A 16,037-nucleotide genomic window follows, 5' to 3' on the forward strand; every position below is an offset into this window, starting at 1 on the left:
GGCCCCGGCACCCGCCGTTCCGTCTGGCGTTATGCCCGCCTCAGCCGAACCAGGCGGCGACGTTGCCGGTCTGGCCGAGGATGGTGATGCGGTTGCCCGCCCCGATGTCGAGGGTGGTGCTGCCGCCCTCCACCCGGGCCGAGCGGATCACCGCGCCGAGGTCCATGGTGGCGTCGTAGAGCGCCAGACGGTCGACCCCGGCCTGGAAGTCCATCACCACCGACCCGCCCGAGTTGCGTCCGAAGGCGAAGACGTCCGCCCCGGCGCCGCCCCACAGCGTGTCCGCACCGCCGTCGGCGAACAGCACGTCGTTGCCCGCCCCACCGTTCAGCAGGTCGTTGCCCGCCCCGCCGAACAGCGTGTCGTTGCCCGCCTCGCCGAACAGCGTGTCGTCGCCGTCGCCGCCGCTGGCCAGGTCGTCGCCCGCGCCGAGACCGATCAGGTCGCGCCCCGCCCCGCCCAGCGCCACGTCGTTGCCGTCGCCGCCGCTCAGCGTGTCGTCGCCGTCGTCGCCGATCAGGAAGTCGTGGCCCGACCCGCCGAACAGCAGGTCGTTGCCCGCCCCGCCGGACAGCGTGTCGTCGCCCTCCTCGCCGGTCAGCGTGTCGTCCCCCGCCTCGCCGAACAGGATGTCCCGGCCCGTCCCGCCGAACAGCGCGTCGTTGCCGACCCCGCCGCCGACCAGGTCGTTGCCCTCGCCGCCGAACAGCCAGTCGTCGCCCTCGCCGCCCATCACCACGTCGTCGCCCTCGTCGCCGTACAGCGTGTCGTTGCCGCCGGCGCTGGCGATCGTGTCGTTGCCGCCGCCGCCGTGCAGGATGTCGTCGCCGGCCCCCAGGTACATGTACTGCTCGTGGTCGTCGCCGTAGACGATCTGCTCGCCGTCGCCGCCGACCAGCGTGGCGTTGCCGACCACCGCGGCGAACTCGACGTTGTCGAGCTGGATGGTCACCGCCCCGGCCAGCGCCGTGGTGTTGAGCACCACCGCGGTCGGCGCCGTGCTGGCCACCCCGGTGCCGCCCAGCGTGTTGCCGGTCACCTTGGTCTGCACCGCCTGGCCGGCGGCCACCCCCGGCGCGCTGAAGTCGATGGCGCGCACCAGAAGCTGGGCCTGGGCCGACAGCACCGAGAGGAAGCTGTCGCCGCCGCCGGTCAGGTTGCCGCGCGAGGCCGTGCCGGCGTCGGTGCGCGCCTCGATGGCGGCGATCAGCCCGGCCACCCCGGTCTGGGCCTCCGCGGCGGTCTGCCGCTCGGCGCTGCCGCTGGTGGTCACGGCCACGCCGGTGGAGACGCTGACCGTCAGGGTGGTCATCGTCGAGACCTGGCCGGTCTGCCGATCGACCACCTGCTCGCGCACCACCGGCACGTCGGCGAGGTCGGCGTTGGCGGTGTTGCTGTCCTCCACTCGCTCCTCGTTGCTGGCCGCGATGGTCACGGTGGTGACGCGCTTGCCGTCGCTGCCGGTGGTGACCGCGCCGCTGACGGTGGCGCCGTCCACGGTGGCGACCGGGGGCGGGGCGACGGGGGCGGGCTTCTCCACGGTGGCGGTGAGCTTCTGCGTCGTCGCGGTGACGGGGACCGAGGCGTTGCCCGCCGGGTCGGTGAGGCCCAGCGTCAGAGTGAGGGTGCCGTCGCCCAGGGCGGAGAGGTCGAGCCCGGTCACCTGGGCGGTCGGTCCGCTCATCACGCCGCTGCCGGTGACCTGGCCGCCGCCGGCCGAGGTGATCGTCCAGGTGAAGGCGGTCCCGGCCTCGCCGCCGCTGATGGTGAAGGCGGCGCTGGACTGCTCGATGGCGTCGATGCTGTCGTCCTCGAACCGCACGGTGGCGGTGGGGGCCGTGGTGTCGACGGTCAGCGACTGGGTGCCGGCCGAGGACATGTTGCCCGCCGCGTCGGTCGCCATGGCCGAGACGGTGTTCATGCCGTTGGCGTCGAGGCTGAGCGTGCCGGTCACCGGTGTGGCCGTGGCGAGGTTGAGGCTCCAGGCGCCGCCGTTGGTGGCGGTGGTGGTGTAGGTCGCCCCACCCACCGTGACGGTGACCGTCGCACCGGCTTCCGCCGTGCCGGTGAGGGTGGGCCTGGTGCTGTTGGTCAGCGCCGCGCTGGTCACCGACGGGGCGTTCGGAGCGGTGGTGTCGATGGTCAGCGTCTGGGTGCCCGGTGCCGAGACGTTGCCGGAGGCATCGGTGGCGGTGGCCGACACCGGGTTGGCGCCGTTGGCGTCCAGGCTCAGCGACCCGGCGGTCGGCGTCGCGGTGGCGAGGTTGAGGCTCCAGGTCCCGTTGGTTGCCGTGGTGGTGTAGGTGGCGCCGCCCACCGTGACGGTGACCGTGCTGCCGGCCTCCGCCGTGCCGGTGAGGGTCGGGGTCGCGCTGTTGCTCAGCGCCGCGCTGGTCACCGCCGGGGCGTCGGGCAGCGTGGTGTCGATGGTCAGCGACTGCGTGCCGGCGGTGGACGTGTTGCCCGCCGCGTCGGTGGCGGTAGCCGACACCGGGTTGGCGCCGTTGGCGTTGAGGCTGAGCGTGCCGGTCACCGGAGTGGCCGTGGCGAGGTTGATGGACCAGTTTCCGCCGGTCGCCGTGGTGGTGTAGGTGGCACCGCCCACCGTGACGGTCACCGTGCTGCCCACTTCCGCCGTGCCGGTGAGGGTCGGGGTCGTGCTGTTGCTCAGAGCCGCACTGGTCACCGCCGGCGCGTTCGGCGCCGTGGTGTCGATGGTCAGCGACTGCGTGCCCGGCGCTGAGACGTTGCCGGCGGCGTCGGTGGCGGTGGCCGACACCGGGTTGGCGCCGTTGGCGTTCAGGCTCAGCGTGCCGGTCACCGGAGTGGCCGTGGCGAGGTTGAGGCTCCACGTCCCGTTGGCCGCCGTGGTGGTGTAGGTCGCCCCACCCACCGTGACGGTGACGGTGCTGCCGGCTTCCGCCGTGCCGGTGAGGGTGGGCGTCGTGCTGTTGCTCAGCGCCGCACTGGTCACCGCCGGGGCGTTGGGCAGCGTGGTGTCGATGGTCAGCGACTGCGTGCCGACGGTCGAGGTGTTGCCGGCCGCGTCGGTGGCGGTGGCCGACACCGGGTTGGCGCCGTTGGCATTCAGGCTGAGCGAGCCGGCGGTCGGCGTCGCGGTGGCGAGGTTGATGGACCAACTGCCGTTGGTGGCGGTGGTGGTGTAGGTGGCGCCGCCCACCGTAACGGTGACCGTGCTGCCGGCCTCCGCCGTGCCGGTGAGGGTCGGGGTCGTGCTGTTGCTCAGCGCGGCGCTGGTCACCGCCGGCGCGTTGGGCGCCGTGGTGTCGATGGTCAACGACTGCGTGCCCGGCGCTGAGACGTTGCCGGCGGCGTCGGTGGCGGTGGCCGACACCGGGTTGGCGCCGTTGGCGTTCAGGCTCAGCGTGCCGGTCACCGGAGTGGCGGTGGCGAGGTTGAGGCTCCAGGTCCCGTTGGTCGTCGTCGTGGTGTAGGTCGCCCCACCCACTGTGACGGTGACGGTGCTGCCGGTCTCCGCCGTGCCGGCAATGGTCGGGGTCGTGCTGTTGCTCAGAGCCGCACTGGTCACCGCCGGCGCGTTGGGCGCGGTGGTGTCGATGGTCAGCGTCTGCGTGCCGGCCGAAGAGACGTTGCCCGCCGCGTCGGTTGCCGTCGCCGAGATGGCATTCGTGCCGTTGGCGTTCAGGCTGAGCGATCCGGAGACCGGCGTCGCGGTGGCGAGGTTGAGGCTCCAGCTCCCGTTGGTCGCCGTCGTGGTGTAGGTCGCCCCACCCACCGTGACGGTCACCGTGCTGCCCGCCTCCGCCGTGCCGGCAATGGTCGGGGTCGTGCTGTTGCTCAGCGCCGCGCTGGTCACCGACGGCGCGTTGGGCGCCGTGGTGTCGATGGTCAGCGTCTGCGTGCCGGCGGTCGAGGTGTTGCCGGCCGCATCGGTGGCGGTAGCCGACACCGGGTTGGCGCCGTTGGCATTCAGGCTGAGCGAGCCGGCGGTCGGCGTCTCGGTGGCGAGGTTGAGGCTCCAGGTCCCGTTGGTTGCCGTCGTGGTGTAGGTGGCACCGCCCACCGTGACGGTGACGGTGCTGCCGGTCTCGGCCGTGCCGGTGAGGGTCGGGGTGGCGTTCTTGGTCAGCGCCGCGCTGGTCACCGCCGGGGCGTTGGGCGCGGTGGTGTCGATGGTCAGCGTCTGCGTGCCGGCCGTGGAGTTGTTGCCCGCCGCGTCGGTCGCCGTCGCCGACACCGGGTTGGTGCCGTTGGCGTTGAGGTTCAGCACGCCAGCGGTCGGCGTCGCCGTGGCGAGGTCGAGGCTCCAGGTCCCGTTGGTCGCCGTCGTGGTGTAGGTCGCCCCACCCACCGTGACGGTGACCATGCTGCCGGTCTCGGCCGTGCCGGCAATGGTCGGGGTCGTGCTGTTGGTCAGCGCGGCGCTGGTCACCGACGGCGCGTTGGGCGCCGTGGTGTCGATGGTCAGCGTCTGCGTGCCGGCCGAAGAGACGTTGCCGGCCGCGTCGGTGGCGGTGGCCGAGATGGCATTCGTGCCGTTGGCATTGAGGCTGAGCGAGCCGGCGGTCGGCGTCTCGGTGGCGAGGTTGAGGCTCCACGTCCCGTTGGTCGCCGTCGTGGTGTAGGTGGCGCCGCCGACGGTGACCGTCACCGTGCTGCCGGTCTCGGCCGTGCCGGCAATGGTCGGGGTGGCGTTCTTGGTCAGCGCCGCGCTGGTCACCGCCGGAGCGTTGGGCGCCGTGGTGTCGATCGTCAGCGTCTGGGTGCCGGCGGTGGACGTGTTGTTGGACGCGTCCTTGGCGGTGACGGACACCGCGTTGGTCCCGTTGGCGTTCAGGTTCAGCACGCCGGAGGCCGGCGTCGCCGTGGCGAGGTTGATGGACCAGTTTCCGCCCGTCGCCGTCGTGGTGTAGGTCGCCCCACCCACCGTGACGGTCACCGTGCTGCCCGCCTCCGCCGTGCCGGCCAGGGTCGGCGTGGCGCTGTTGGTCAGCGCCGCGCTGGTGACCACCGGAGCCGCCGGCGGCGTCACGTCGGCCACGCTCACCACCGCGCTGACCCCGGAGATGGTCGCGGCTCCGGTGGCGCCGCCGCTGTCGGTCAGGCTGGCGACGGCCACCGTGCGGTCGCCCAGCGTCGCCGACGCGCTGGTGTTCTTGTAGGTGACGCCGCCCAGAAGCGCGCTCATCTGCGCGTCGTTGCGCTCCAGGCCGGTGACCGTCACCGTGGCGACGCCGCCGACCACCGACACGCTCACGCCGGCGTTGCCGCCCGCGGCGCCCAGCCCGCTCAGGGTGGCGGTGGCGCCGTTGGTCAGGGCGACGTCGGTGCCGCCGATGGTCAGGACCTCGGTGGCGTCGACCACGCCGCTGACCGTGAACACCGCGCCGCGGAAGCTCTGCCCGGCCTCCACCGTGGAGGCCGCCACGCCGCTGAACAGGCTGGTGGTGGCGCTGTCCACCCCGACGCCGAAGGTCTTGGCTCCGCCGGTCGCGGTCAGGGTCGGCACGGCGTCGACGGTGATCGTCGCGGTGGCGCTGCCCGCGCTGAAGGCGTCGGCGGTGGTGGTGTCGGCGGTGGCGCCGGCCGTGCCGCTGGTGCGGTCCCACGCCTTGAAGGTCAGGCCGCCGGTGTCGGTGTTGGTGAAGCCCGAGCCGCTCGGCACGAAGCGCACGCGGTCCGACCCGGCGAGCAGCAGCGCCGAACCGTTGGACGAGGCGGTGGGGATGTCGGTCCAGGCGCCGCTGCCGACCTTGTACTGCCAGGTGCCGTTGGTGTTGGTCACCCCGGTGACGGCGATGCCCAGCGGGAGCACGGTGACCATCGGCACGGGGCTGTCGTACTCGGCGTCGCTGGCGGTGCCGGCGGAGGCGAGCAGGGCGGTGACGGTGGTGCCGGTGTTGGCGGCGTCGGCGATGCCCTGGTCGATGGTGGTCAGGCTGCGGGCGTCGTTGGACAGGATGGGGCTGTCGTTGGCGCCGGAGAAGTTGAGGGTGAGCTGCTGGGAGACGGTGCGGTTGCCGTCGGAGACGGTGAAGGTGCTGGTGCCCTGCATCGGCCCGGCGGGGACGCCGTTGAGGAAGGCGGCGTCGAAGACGTAGGCGTAGTGGCCGGTCTGGCTGTTGACGTAGGCGGTGCCGCCCGGGCCGGTGGACCAGGTGTCGTAGGTGACGCCGTTGCTGAGCGTGACGCTGCCGTGCTGGACCGGGGAGGCCTGGGATCCGGCGAGGGAGTAGGTCAGCGTGCCGCCTTCCAGGTCGGTGGCGGAGAGCTGGCCGTCGATCAGCGGGAAGCTGTCGGCGGCGGCGGTGTCGACCAGCGTCGGCGGGGTGGCGGGGACGGCCAGGACCGGCGGGGCGTCGGTGTCGATGCGGTCGTTGGTCTGGCTGATCGGGGTGGTGTAGGGGGTGTTGGCGTTGCTGGCGCCGTCGACCAGGACGATGTTGACCGGGATGTCGTCGCCGGCGGCGCGATTGCCGGTGCGCAGGCCGTCGGCGGTGACGGTGAAGGTGGCGGTGTAGGTGGTGGCGCTGACCTTGGTCAGGTTGGCGAGCGCGAAGCCGTTGACCGTGCTGCCGTTGCCCAGCGTGTAGGTGTCGCTGTCCGAGGCCACGGTGATCGTCACCGTCACCGTGTCGCCGACCTGGGCCGGCTGGTTGGGGATGGTGACGTTGGTGATCGAGGGCGGCGTCGTGTCCGGGGTGTTGTTCGTCACCGACTGGTTGGTGACGCTGGCCGCGTCCGCGCCGCCGCTCGCGTTCTGGATCGCCGCCGCGTCGTTGCCGTTGGTGGGATCGGTGTAGCTGACGGTGACCGTCTGTCCGTGCTGGACCGCCTGGGCCAGCGTCAGAGTGACCGTCTTGGCGGCGCTGTCCACCGCGACGCCGGAGACGGTGGCCGTGGTGCCGCCGACCTTGACCTCGAAGGCGCCCACCCCCGGGCCGTTCACGGCGTCCAGCGCGACGTCATAGGTCAGGACCAGCGACGTGCCGTTGACCGCGGCGCCTTGCAGGACCGGGGCGGGCGGGGCGAGCGTCACCATGACGGATCCGGACGAAAACGCCGCCAACGTGGGATTGGGTATCCCGTCCTGCGACGCGAAGATGCTGATGGGGAAAACGCCGGTGGTGTCTGTTCCAGACGCCGTCACATCAAACGTCAGCGTCAGGGTGCCGACCGGGAAGATGCCGGTCAAAAGCGCGTTCTGTTGGTTGTCCAGCTTGAGATTTGCGATTGTCCAACCGGCGGGAGCGGCGACATCGAAGTAGACCGAGGTGCCGATCAGCACGATCGGAGACGGTATGTTGACCGTGAAGGAAAGTTGGGTCGGGGTACCGGCGATGAACGTGGCCGTCGGGTTGTCCGGCGTCACCGACACGGTTCCGAAGGTGGAGATTTGCGTGCCGAAGGACGCCGTGGCGACTTTGTTCACCTCGGTGGTGTTGTTGGCCGAGCCGCTGTCGGTGATGGACCGCAGGACGACCGGGCGCGTTTCGCTGAGGCCCGGCCGATATTGGGCAAGGCTGGTGATCGTCGTCGATGTGGTCTTGTAAGCGATGCCGTCGATCAGCGTGTTCATCGCGCTGTTGCTCAGCGCCATGCCGCTGATCGCCACCGTGGCGACGCCGTTCACCAGCGTCACCGCGTAGTTGCCGCCGGTGAAGCTGCCCGAGGTTCCGTTGCTCAGCGTGATGTCGGTTCCGGCGATCGTCAGGAATTCGTTGCTGCCGGTTCCCGCGACATTGTGGACGGTCAGCACCATGCCGGTGAAGGTCTGCCCGCTGTCCATCGTGGAGGCGCTGACGCCATTGAACAGGTCGAAGATGGGGTTGCTCGCCACGACATAGGCGTAACCGTCGACCGGCGTGAGCGCCAGCGTGGGCGGGGTGCCGTTCGGGTCCAGCGTGTTGTTGATGACCGGCTGGCCGGCAATGGTCGCGGCATCGATGCCGCCCGAGGCGGATTGAACGGCGTTGACGTCGTCGCCCACGCTGGGATCGGTGTAGGAGACGGTGACCGCGCTGTTGAAGGCGACCGGCTGGGCGAGCGTCAGCGTCACCGTCTTGTTCGCGCTGTCCACGGCGACGCCGCTGACGGTGACCGGGCTGCCGCCGGCCGTCACGGTGAAGGCGCCGGCCGCCGGCGGGTTGGCGGAGTCCAGCGCCATGTCGTAGGTCAGCACCAGCGTCGTGCCGTCCACCGCCGCGCTCTGCAGCACCGGCGCGGGCGGAGCGAGGTTCACCATCACGGACCCGGACGAGATCACCGCCGCGGGGGTCAAGCCGTCGTACGACGCATAGATGCTGAGGGGGAACGCGCCGGAGGTGTCCGTGCCGGCCGACATCACGTCGAAGGTCAGCGTGTAGGTTCCCTGCGCGATGACCCCCGAGAGACCGCCATTGGGGACGCCGTCCAGCTTGAGGTTCGAGACCGTCCAGCCGAACGGTGTGGCGACATTGAAATGAAGCGTGCTCCCGACCAGTGTCAGGGCGGGGGTGGTCACCGTGAACGAAACCTGGGTTGGGGTGCCCGCCGAGAAGTTGGCCGTCGGGTTGTCCGGGGTCACCGTGACGTTGGGGAGGGAAACGTCCTGGAGATTGATCGCCACGGTGGCGACCTGATTGATCTCGGTGACGTTGTTGGAGGTTCCACTGTCGGTGATGGAGCGCAGGACAATGGGGCGTGTTTCGCTCAGGCCGAACTGCGAGTTCGGAACCGGGCTGTTGATGAATGGCATCCCGTAGGTGTTTTTGTAGCTGATGCCATCGATCAACGCGCCCATGTCGCTGTTGCTGAGCGACATTCCGCTCAGCGTCACTGTGGCAACGCCGTTGACCAGCGAAACCGTGTAGTTGCCGTTGCCGAACGCGCCCGAACCCGAGGAGAGCGGAATGGAGAAGCCGCCGATCGTAAGATAATTGTCGAAGCCGGGCCCGATGATGTTGTGGACCGTCAACACCATGCCGGTGAAGGTCTGTCCGCTGTCGACGGTCGAGGCCGTCACCGAATCGAAGAGGTCAAATCCACCGCTGCCGTTGCCACCCTGGAAGACCGGATTCTCCGTGGTGAGCGCCAGCGTCGGCGCGGTCGGCCCGGTTGGCGCGGTCGGCCCGGCGACGTTGACGGTGGTCGAGACGCCGGTGAGGGTGGCGGTGTTGTTGCTGGCGCCGTCATCGGTGACACTGGTGATGGTGACGACGCGGTTGCCGGGCGTGACGATGCCGTTGACGGTGTCGCCGGAGTTGACGTAGGCGATGCCGTCGATCAGCGCCGCCAATTGGGTGCCGGTGAGACTGAATCCGCTCAGGGTGACGGTCGCCGTCGTTCCGCTGTACGACGTGGTGAGGACCGCCCCCGTCAGCGTCGGCGCCGTCACGGGCGTCCCGGCGGCGTTGGTGGTCAGGGAAATGGGCATGACGCCGGTGAGGGACAGCCACTCGTCGTCGACGACGTTGGTGACCGTCAGGGTCACGCTGGTGAAGACCTGTCCGATGTCGTTGGTGTCGGCGGACACGCCGGAGAACAGATCCACGGGCGGATTGTTCTGAGCAAAGGTCGGCGCGGTGCTCGTCGCCGTCAGGGTAGGCAGGCTCGAAGCCGGCGCACCAATGTTGATGGCTGCGGAAACGCCGGTGATGTCGCCGGTGTCGACGCTGCCGCCGTCGTCGGTGAGGCCGGTGACGGCAATGATGCGCTGGCCGTTGGATGGAGTGCCGGCCGCGTTGTAATAGGTGATGTCGTTGATGAGCGAGGCCATCTCGGCATCCGACAGGGCCATGCCGGAGATTCTGATGGTCGCTGTGCCGTTGCTGACGGACACCGTCCCGGTGACCCTTGTCGCGCTCATCTGCACGGGGTCCACAAAGTGGGACGCGCCGTCGACCAGGTAGAGTTCCAGCGGACCCATCATGCCGGGCACGGTGAAGTACAACGCTTCGTTGGCGCCATCCAGCATGCCGGTCACGGTGACCGTCATGGCGGTGAAGATCTGCCCGCTGTCGTTGGTGCTGGCCGTGGCTGATGAGAACAGGGGCTGCGTCTGGGAACCGCTGTAGGTCGGCGTGCCGCCTGCGGCGCTCAACGTGGGGGCATGGAGTTGAACCGTGAAGCTGGTTCTGAAATCCGGAATATCGACGCCGGCCTGGTTCTGGATGGCCGTGGTGCTGTCCACGGTGTCCCCGTCGTAATAACGGAGGGAGACCGAATCCCCGCTTTGGAAGATGTAGCCGTTGCCGACCTCAACGATGACGTTGCTGCCAATGACGTCGACGCCGGAAACAGTGTAGTAGACGCCGTTGATGCGAATCTGTCCCGACGTCGACGAGGAGCCGAAGAACTGCTGGATGGACGGGGGATTGTTTTCATCCAGCGCCTGATCGAAGGACAGGACGACCTTGTTGCCTCCGCTTTGCGCGGATGAGGAGACGAATGCCGGAGGGCGGGAGGACAGGACCGTAACGGAGACGTCCACCGAAAAGGTGTCCAAGCCGTAGGGAGCCTGGATGACGCCGGTCGCGTCGTCACCCGCCGGGTCCTCGTAGCGGAAGGCGATGCTGTCGTTCAGCTGGAACTGGTGGCCGACGGTGAGGGTCACGTATTTGTCGGACACCACGGCGCTGATCAGGGGGACCGCGATGCCGTTGAGCAGGATGGAACCGGTGCCCGCGCTCACGGTGCCGTCGGTCGCCACGAAATGAGTCAGCAGCGGGTTGCTCGTGCTGTCCAGGCTGTCGTCGTAGATGAGGGTGATGGTGTTCTCGCCGGTGTAGGCGACCGCTTTATCGAAGAACGGTGCGGCCAAAACCCCGCGATACCGGTCGATCCGCAGGGCTTCGGCCCGCACCGTGCCGCGCGTCCAGGCGAGATCCCAATCGCCACCCAACTCCGCGGCACCCGTCAGGGTCCGGGACGCCGCCATGGCGGCGCCGGTGATGCCGGCCAGCGCGTCGAGGAACGACTCGCCATGGCCGCTCGCCACGTTGCAGCCGTACAGAAGAATGTCGCCATCGTCCGCGAGGCAGGCGCCGATGGCCGCCAGTTCCGCGGTGCGCACGGTCAGCGCCGCTTCGTCGAGCCGCGCCGTGCCGAGCTGCAGACCGCCCTCGAAGCCGTGGCACAGCACATGGAGCGCCCGGATGCCGTGACGCCCGGCCAACGCCTCCGCCATTGCCGCCACACCGTCGCGGCCTTCGCCGATCAGGACGGCCTCCATCCCGGAGGGAAGGCCCGCCTGGAGATCCCGCCAACCGTCGAGGGCGGTGTCGATGACGGCGATCTCGCTTGCCGTGCGGGGGAAGCGACCTGAGGTGGTGACGCGCGTGGTGGGGGCGGCGGACGCTTCGGTCATGGCGGACATTTCCTGAATGGGGCGCAATCCGAAGTAGCCACATCTCGAAAGAAATGGGTACTTCCTTTGATTTGACATACCCAAAACCGGACGTCCGGGTCAATGAAGACGACGCCAGATCACTGCATTTGACACAGAGGATTTATTGTCGATAGCAAGCATAAATCGTCATTCTAATGTTACATATTGCGGCATATCGTGTCATCCGCTGCATTAATGTATCGTTAATCTTTGGGTGATTGCCAATGTAGTCATGAATTGATTGGTTTTTATTTTGTAACATCGCAAGACATCCTGCGTTTCATCAGTAAGGATGGCGGAAAAGAGAGTTTCGTTGGCAAGAGACACCCTTGGTTTTCTGCTCCGCGCATTTTGGCACGATGCAACGATGAAGCGCGGCGCGGCCGCCTACCCTGGGTTGGGCTTCCACGGCTCTTCGCTCGAAGGTGCCAAGCCCTTCGTTCTATTCATCAGAGAAATTGCGGGAATTTTTTTCTGAACCAGCGCTATCCGGAGGCGGTCGACTCCCGCACCCGGTCGGAGGTGAAGGGCAGATCGCGCAGGCGCCGGCCGGTCGCCGAGCGGATGGCGTTGCCGATGGCCGCGGCGGTCGGTCCCTGCGCCGCCTCCCCGGTGCCGAGGAAGGGGTCGCCGGGCCGCTCGACGATGTGGACGTCGATGCGATCGGGCACGCTGGCGAAGCGCAGGATGGGGTAGCTGGCCCAGTCCACCGAAGTGACGCGGGTGTCGTCGCAGGCGGCGCGCTCGAACAGGGTCCAACTCATCGCCTGGATGATCCCGCCTTCCGTCTGGTTGCGGATGCCGTCGGGGTTGACGATCTCGCCGCTGTCGATGGCGGCGGTGGCGCGGGTCATCCGCACCCGTCCGCTGCCGCGGTCCACCGACAGCTCCACCGCCAGCGCCAGATAGGCGGCGTGATTCTTGTAGCGGGCGAAGGCGAAGCCGTGGCCGAAGCCCGGCGCCGGCGCGGCGCCCGTCCAGCCGAAGCGCTCCGCCGCCAGTTCCACCACCCGGCGGGCGCGCGGGTCGTCCAGATGGCGCAGGCGGAACTCCACGGGATCGGCCCCGGCCAGCAGCGCCAGATCGTCCATCATGCTTTCCAGCGCGAAGACGTTGGCGTAGGCGCCGAGCGACCGCAGCGCCGACACCCGCAGCGGCATGTCGGGCAGGAAATGCCAGAGGACGCGGGTGTTGGGAATGGCGTAGAGCGGGATGGCGTTGCGGTCGCCGTTGCCGGCGGGGGTGATCTGCATCGCCGCCGGTTCCGCCGGGAAGGGGTTGGCCAGATGGCGGGCGGCCAGCAGGGCGCCGGCCCCGCCGGGCCGGGTGGTGTGGGTGTTGGACCAGACGTCGAAGGTCCAGCGCTCGATCCGCCCGCTCCCGTCCAGGGCGGCCGCGGCCTCGATCATCATGGCCGGGCCATAGGGCTCGTTGGCATGCTCCTGCTCGCGCATCCACTGCACCCGCACGGGACGGCCGGGCAGCTTGCTGGCGATCAGAGCGGCGTCCGCCGCCGCGTCGTCGGCGCCGTTGTGGCCGTAGCAGCCGGACCCCTCGGTGTGGATCACCCGCACCCGTTCCAGGGGCAGGCGCAGCATCGCGGCGATGGCATTGCGGTCGGGATAGACGCCCTGGGTGTGCGACCAGACGGTCAGCCCGTCCTCGGCCATCACCGCCACGGCGCAGGACGGCCCGATCGAGCCGTGGAGCTGGTAGGGGCGGGTGAAGCGGGCGCGCAGGCTGCGTGGGCCCTCCGCGATGGTGCCGGCCTCGCCCTTGGCGTCCACCGTGCCGACCTCACGCTCCAGCCCGCGCAGCAGGTCGGGGATCGGGGTGTCGCCCGGCAGGGTCGCCGTCTCCTCCCAGCGGGCGGCGGCGGCGAGGGCGCGCATCGCCTTGACCGCCCGGTATTCCTTGTCGGCCACCACGGCGAGGAACTCGCCGTCGCGCAGCACGGCGACCACCCCCGGCATCGCCTCCACCCCGGCGCTGTCCAGTGCGGTCAGCCGGGCGGCGGAGCTGGGCGGGCGGACGAGGCGGGCGTGCAGCATGCCCTCCAGCCGCAGGTCCTGCACATAGGCCGCGCCGCCGGTCACCTTGGCGGGAATGTCGACACGGGGCAGCGGCCTGCCCATCACCGACAGGCGGTCCGGCGCGGTCAGCGGGGCGTCCGCCGGCACCTCCACGGTCAGGTCGAGCGACGCGGCCAGCTCCCCGTAGTCGAGCGCCCGTCCGTCCGGCGCCGTCACCCGCCGGTCGGCGAAGCCCAGCGCGCCGGCCGGCGCGCCGAGGCGCCGCGCCGCTTCCTGCGCCAGCAGGGCACGGGCCTGGGCGGCGGCGGCGCGGATGGCGGTGCCGCTGTTCTGCATGGACTGGCTGCCGGCGGTGTAGCCCTCGTTCGGGGTGCGGGCGGTGTCGGCGGTGACCAGCGTGATGGCGGCGGGCGGGACGCGCAGCTCTTCCGCCGCGACCTGGAGCAGGGCGGTGCGGATGCCCTGGCCGAGTTCGGCCTTGCCGGTGAAGACGGTGATGGCGCCGTCCGCGCCGATGCGGACCCAGGCGTCGAGCCGGGGCGTCTGGGCGAGGCTCCCCGGCGCGGGTTTGGCGGGCTGGGTGCTGCCGCCGGTCTGGGCGAGGAGAGGGCGGGACAGCGACACGGTGACGACCAGGGCGCCGCCGGTGGCCAGCAGGCCGCGCCGGGTCAGGGGAAAGGAGGACGGATGGAAGGGAATGTGATCGCTCATCAGCCGGCCCTCCCGTCAGGCTTGCCGGTTTCCGCGTGGCGCATGGTGTCGGCGGCCCGGCGGATGGCGCGCAGGATGCGCATGTGGGTGCCGCAGCGGCACAGGTTGAACTCCAGAGCGCGGCGGATCGCGGCGTCGTCGGCGTCCGGCCGCTCCTGAAGCAGAGCTTGCGCCCGCATCATCATGCCGGGGATGCAGTAACCGCATTGCGCCGCCTGCTCCTCGATGAAGGCGCGCTGCATGGGGCCGGGAGCCTCGGCGGTGCCAAGCCCCTCGACCGTGGTGACGGCGCGCCCCTGCATCAGCAGCACCGGCGTGACGCAGGAGAGCACGGCGCGCCCGTTCACCATCACCGTGCAGGCCCCGCATTGGCCGAGCCCGCAGCCGAACTTCGCCCCGTTCAACCCCAGATCGTCGCGCAGCACGTAGAGCAGCGGCGTGTCCGGGTCCGCCTCCACCCGCTGCGGGGTGCCGTTCACCGTGAGGTCGATCGCCATGATGCGCTCCGTTGAAATCAGTCCGCGGCGCCGACGTTCCGCGGCGCCCGTTCGATGCCGTCGGCGGGGCGGACGGCGACGTGGCGCGCGCCGCTGCGCGTGTCGGCCACCAGCCGCTCCAGCCCGTCCCATGGCGGCTGCTCGCTGAAGCGGCCGCGCAGATAGCGCAGCAGGGCCACCATGTCGGCGTCGGACAGCGCGCCGCCGAAGGCCGGCATCACCGCGCTGACGGTGCCGTCGCCGGGCGGCAGGCCGAACAGCGTGACGTTGACCATGTTCTGCGGGTTCGCCGCCTGGACCGCCGTGCTGAGCGCGAAGGGCAGCCCGCCGAACGGCAGCGGCCGTCCGGACTCGTGGCAGGTGGCGCAGGCCGTGCGGTAGATCGCCTCGCCCCGCTCGTCCACCCCGGGCGCGGCCCCCCCGGAGCCCGCGGCGGGAGGCCGGGTCAGACCGTCGGCGGCGGGCAGGCTGGCGCCCGGCGGCGTCCCGGCGTCGGCGGTGAGGCGCGGAACCAGGGCTTGCAGGGTCTCGCCGCGGCGCCGGCGCTCCGCGCTGGGAGTGCCCATGCGGTCGGCGACGTAGGCGGCGATGGCGGCCACGTCGGTGTCGGGCAGCCCGGCGAGGTTGCCGGTGACCTCCGCCATCGGCCCGCGCGACACGCCGTGCGCCGGGTGCCAGCCGTGCCGCAGGTAGAAGGCCAGGCTGTCCGCCGTCCAGGGGACGGGCGCCGGGGAGTCCTGGTTGATGGGGTAGGCGGTCCAGCCTTCGGCCTCGCCGCCGGCCCAGGCGCGACCCTCGTCCACCGCGCCCAGCGCGTTGCGCGGGCTGTGGCAGGCGCCGCAATGGCCCAGCCCCTCCGCCAGATAGGCGCCGCGGTTCCAGACCTCCGTCTTGGCCGGGTCCGGGGTGAAAGCGCCCTCGCGGAAGTAGAGCAGCTTCCACCCGGCGACCATCATCCGAATGTTCAGCGGGAAGGGCAGAGCGTTGGCCGGCGCCTCCGCCCGCACCGCGGTGCGGGTCATCAGATAGGCGTAGAGCGCGCGGTTGTCGGCGTCGCTGACCCGCGTGTAATGGTCGTAAGGGAAGGCGGGGTACAGGTGCCGCCCGTCGCGGTCCACCCCGCGCCGCATGGCGCGGGCGAAGGCCGCCTCGCTCCAGCGGCCGATGCCGGTGTCCTCGTCGGGCGTGATGTTGGTGGAATGGATGGTGCCGAAGAGCGTCGGCAGGGCCAGTCCCCCGGCGAAGGACCGTCCGCCCGGCACCGTGTGGCAGGCGATGCAGTTCCCCACAGCCGCCAGTCGCGCCCCTTCCGCCACCCGCTCCGCCGGAAAGGAGTCCGCCGCCGGGCGCGGCTGCGGCGGGATCGCCGCCTCCCATGCCCAGGCGGCCGCCCCGGCGCCGAGCGCCAGCAGAACGGCGGCTCCGCCCATCAGCCCACGCCGTATC

General features: G+C 70.4%; 4 protein-coding genes. All 4 read right to left on the minus strand.

Annotation, left to right across the window (positions count from 1 at the left end):
* Positions 1 to 40: 40 nt before the first annotated feature.
* The gene (locus D3869_RS11840) at positions 41 to 11,329 is read right to left on the minus strand and encodes an Ig-like domain-containing protein (RefSeq protein ID WP_175426448.1); all 11,289 of its coding nucleotides are present in this window, start codon (positions 11,327 to 11,329) and stop codon (positions 41 to 43) included.
* A gap of 506 nt (positions 11,330 to 11,835) precedes the next feature.
* Complete coding sequence (locus tag D3869_RS11845) at positions 11,836 to 14,094, minus strand: xanthine dehydrogenase family protein molybdopterin-binding subunit (protein WP_137140203.1); 2,259 nt, start codon at positions 14,092 to 14,094, stop codon at positions 11,836 to 11,838.
* Positions 14,094 to 14,591, minus strand: coding sequence for a (2Fe-2S)-binding protein (locus D3869_RS11850; protein ID WP_137140204.1), 498 nt, complete (start codon positions 14,589 to 14,591; stop codon positions 14,094 to 14,096). The genes D3869_RS11845 and D3869_RS11850 overlap by 1 nt, the downstream gene beginning before the upstream one ends.
* 17 nt (positions 14,592 to 14,608) lie before the next feature.
* Positions 14,609 to 16,021 (minus strand): cytochrome c, encoded by a 1,413-nt coding sequence (locus D3869_RS11855; RefSeq protein WP_137140205.1) that lies wholly within the window; start codon positions 16,019 to 16,021, stop codon positions 14,609 to 14,611.
* Positions 16,022 to 16,037: the final 16 nt, after the last annotated feature.

Origin of the sequence: Azospirillum brasilense, assembly GCF_005222205.1 — a bacterium.
In the GTDB taxonomy this organism is placed as follows: domain Bacteria; phylum Pseudomonadota; class Alphaproteobacteria; order Azospirillales; family Azospirillaceae; genus Azospirillum; species Azospirillum brasilense_G.

Coding starts and splice junctions, on each gene's coding strand:
- D3869_RS11840 (WP_175426448.1), bottom strand. CDS start 11,329: ATGACCGAAGCGTCCGCCGCCCCCACCACGCGCGTCACCACCTCAGGT.
- D3869_RS11845 (WP_137140203.1), bottom strand. CDS start 14,094: ATGAGCGATCACATTCCCTTCCATCCGTCCTCCTTTCCCCTGACCCGG.
- D3869_RS11850 (WP_137140204.1), bottom strand. CDS start 14,591: ATGGCGATCGACCTCACGGTGAACGGCACCCCGCAGCGGGTGGAGGCG.
- D3869_RS11855 (WP_137140205.1), bottom strand. CDS start 16,021: ATGGGCGGAGCCGCCGTTCTGCTGGCGCTCGGCGCCGGGGCGGCCGCC.